This window comes from Pedobacter sp. HMWF019 (assembly GCF_003061025.1).
In the GTDB taxonomy this organism is placed as follows: Bacteria; Bacteroidota; Bacteroidia; order Sphingobacteriales; family Sphingobacteriaceae; genus Pedobacter.
In genome coordinates this window covers 1-3,735 of sequence record NZ_QAIL01000183.1, presented here as the reverse complement: position 1 = coordinate 3,735, position 3,735 = coordinate 1, and the positions used below count along the sequence as shown (strand labels likewise).

General features: G+C 41.4%; 3 protein-coding genes. All 3 read right to left on the bottom strand.

Annotated features, from left to right (window positions below; all coding sequences use genetic code 11):
* On the bottom strand, window positions 1-2,186 hold a 2,186-nt coding region (locus DBR11_RS11570), incomplete at its 3' end, for a TonB-dependent receptor domain-containing protein (RefSeq protein ID WP_108552763.1).
* Window positions 2,187-2,296: 110 nt separating this feature from the next.
* The gene (locus DBR11_RS11565; protein ID WP_233260724.1) at window positions 2,297-2,626 is read right to left on the bottom strand and encodes a hypothetical protein; all 330 of its coding nucleotides are present in this window, start codon (window positions 2,624-2,626) and stop codon (window positions 2,297-2,299) included.
* An 80-nt stretch (window positions 2,627-2,706) separates the two neighbouring features.
* Window positions 2,707-3,735 (bottom strand): alpha/beta hydrolase (locus tag DBR11_RS11560; RefSeq protein WP_369974431.1); only part of this gene is annotated, 1,029 nt, incomplete at its 5' end.

The window sequence follows — 3,735 nt, the reverse complement described above, 5'->3', positions numbered from 1 at the left end:
TTATTTAAAATATTATCCAAACCAGCGTACACGTTCATTTCCAAACATTTAATGAGCTGTCTTTTATATCCAAGTTTGGCATTAACCACCTGATAGGCTGGATTATAGGCGGTATTTGCATCGTTCAAAGGAAGTTGATCGCTAAAGAAATAGCTTCCGTAAAAGTACAGGCCTGTTCTGGTTTCCAGATCAATCCCCATATTGACTACCCAGGGTGAAATGCCTGTGAGTTTATTTCCATCATAAGTTGCAGTGACCTGATTTTGGGAATTCAGTGTTTTGTAATCTTTAAATTTAAAATCAGAATAAGTCAAAGCAACAAATGGCCGCAAACTGGTGATTTCTTTCTGATCTTCTGCCTTTAGCAATTGATAAGATAACGATAGTTCGGCTCCATTATGAGTCGTTTTACCTGCGTTGTTATAAATGGTGATGCTCTGCTGCACCGACTGTGCAATTAACTCTCCTTTCATATCCATTTTGAATAAGGCAAGATCATACTCCAATCTGGATTTTAGCAAATTTCCTTTGGCATTGATTTCATAATTTAAAGCTTTTTCCGCTTGCAGCGTCGGATTGATTGACCCGTCCACATTTTTTATTTCGGAGCTGGAAGGCGGCGAAAAACCAGAGCTTACACTGGCATGAAGGCTCAAGGCATCGCTAAAGGTATGACTCAGCGCAATTCTGGGTGTAGCTTGAGGATTAAATTTTTTAAGACCACTCTGGCTGGTGTTTAAATAATCCTGGACATTGTAAGTTAAACTGTTGTAACTGATTCCCAGAGTTAAAGTAGTTCGAAGATCCAATTTTGTTTCTGACTGATAGAATACAGAATACTGTTTATTCTGATAATCAATATTAGAGTTCATTGCACCTTCTTTCCCATGATTATTCACATATTGAGTACCCTTGGTAATGCCTTCATTATACTCCGCCCCGACCGTAAAGCGGGTAGGCAAAGTTGAGAACGCTGGATCATAGGTAAACTTTGTTCTTCCACCATAACTTTGATAATAATTACGAATATAGGCATAAGGCAGGGGATGGTTCAGGTCATAGAAATAGGTAAAAACACTCGTGCTATTTGAAAATTGATCGTTAAAACGATATTGTTGCCCAAGGCCTATCCGTGTCCAGTTCTGGTATCTTCCTGCTGCTTTATCTAAATTTGTCGCATTGACTTGCTGTGGATTTGTAGCGACCTGATCTGCTGTCAGAGATCCTGGGATTTGTGAATGCTGGGTAGTTCTGTTGATAAGTAAAGTAATGATGCGTTTTTCACTGGGGAAAAGCTGAAAATTACCCGTTAGAAACCGGCGCATGTCATTACTGTGCTCCCTGTAACCGTCGTATTCCTGCCATCCATAGGATACATAGCTGTTCACTTTATCTCCTCCACTTCTGTATGTAGTAGCTAAGCGGTGTAAACCATAAGCCCCAACCAAGCCCGATGCTTCAATACTTTGCTCCTGATACGGTGCCCGCTGCAACTGAAAATTAATTACTCCTGCCGTACCCGCCCCATAAATACTGGATGCGGGGCCCTTAATGATTTCTGCCCGGCCAATACTGTTCACATCCAAAGCTTCAATACGGGTCGTACCATCGGCTTCTGTTACAGGTATTTCATTCACGTATACTTTTACACTGCGGATTCCGTAAGATGCACGCACACCATTGCCCCGGATAGAGATCCGCGCTTCAGAAAGCGTACTCTGATCCATTCTTACGCCTGGAATAGCATTTAAGGCTGGCTGCAGAGAAACGGCATTTCCCCGGTTAATGTCTTTTGAGGTGATCAGGGCAACACCACCAGCAGTTTCCTTATTGGTCTTGTCTCCATTATATCCCGATACTCTAACCTCGTTTAGACTTAGTCCATCGGCCTCAAGTTGAATATTCAGGTCATTTTCCTTCGTGTTGATTTTAACCAGCTGAGCTTTATAGCCATTTAGAACCGTTTTAATCTGGTGGTCTGGCTGTTCACTTCTGATTTCAAAATAGCCTTTTGTATTGGACTGTGTAAGTTCCTGTCCTGTGGAGGAAAAGATATGTACTCCGGCTAAAGGTTGACGGGTTTGAGAGTCATAAATATAGCCTTTAACAGGCTGATTTTGGGCTTGTAACTGGAGGGTCACCAATGCAAATCCAATAGATAAAATAAAGTATCTGAATAAATACATGCTACGAAAAATTATAAGATCAACCCATCCTCGAACCGCAATAAAGCAGGTAGGATATGGCTTAAAGTTGTTTCACTAAAAAAGGACAAGATTGCCCTGTAAAAACGAAACTAAACCTGGGGAGGATGAAATATAGCAGATGAGTGCCTTGGAAGGGCGAATGGAAGTTCTTCAGTATACAACACTTTAAGTAATTGAACCTGAAAATTAAACTTGGCTTTTTGTGTGATCAGAGCTTCCTGAAAATGATTTTTCTGGGATTCCCTGTTTTGGCTTTTTTCTTTCTCTTCTGCCTGTTTCAGTTTCTTCATCAAGTAGCATTTCCCATTACAATGTAACTGGGGTTTATCCCTGTTCTCACAAAGTGCAGAGGCAATGTAATTCTTGTTCAACTCAAAACCGGCATAAATGAACAGACGGCTAAAGTTAGCACCCAGCATAACGAAGATTAAAGAAAAGGCAATCAGGCTCCTGAACATATCCGGGCGCAAAGGTAATGCTTAGATCCAATAATACAATATCATTTTTTCACAAGCGGCATACCAAGCACTTCAACTGCAAAATGTTCTGTTTCCCGTTCTACGGCTGGTACGTCTTTAGATAGCATTGGAGAGGCAATCACATGGTTGCCAGCGTTTGGAATAGCAACTTTTCTTTTCAGTTTAGGGTCGGTTCCCAACTCACCAAACATTCTCAGCATAGCGGAAACCCTCGATGTAGCATCCTGGTGGGCTGCATCTTTATAGTAATAAAGCATTAAAACTGGTTGTTTAATTTTTTCAAAAGCTTCAGGGATATTGGAGGTCTCCATAAATTCTTCCAGCTGGGGTAAGGCCTCCAGGCGGTATTGGCTATACCAATACTGAAGTACTTTAGGATCGGTATCATTTGTTTTTTTAGAATACTTTCCTCCGATAAAGTACCTTGCTATCTGAAGTCCCCATGGATCATTCATCATCCATGCCTTATCGTCATTAATCTCTATATTGGGTGAATATAAAATAAGCCCATTAATCTCCGGATAGGTTGCTGCCAATTTGAGTGCCAATGTGCCCCCCGTGGAAGTACCTATAATAATGACCTTTTTCCCAAGCTTTTTCCCTATAGCATAGGCTTCACGCCCTGAGGCCCATAAATTATCCGCTGTAAAATCAAGCATAGCATCTGGATCTTTAAGCCCGTGTCCGGCCAGGCGAGCCAGATAAAGGTTACAACCAAACTTCTTTGCAAAGTTACGGTGTACAGGATCACCTTCACCCTCACTGGCTGTAAATCCATGCAAGTAGACAACGGCATATTCTGTCTGCTCTTTCTTTGTTGAATCGGCCCATACAATTCTTGCTTCATTATCTGGTTTGAGAGAAAGTTTAGATTCTTTACTGCTCACCAGTGAATCTAACTGAGACAGACCGGCTGGCAAGACAGGAAGGTCTTTGACATACACAGGTGTTTCAGGCCGGGGCCCAAGGAGGTATACAACAACCAAAATGACAAAAATACTGGTTAAGCTGATCAGTATTCGTTTGATCCAAAGCATAATGTTATGATT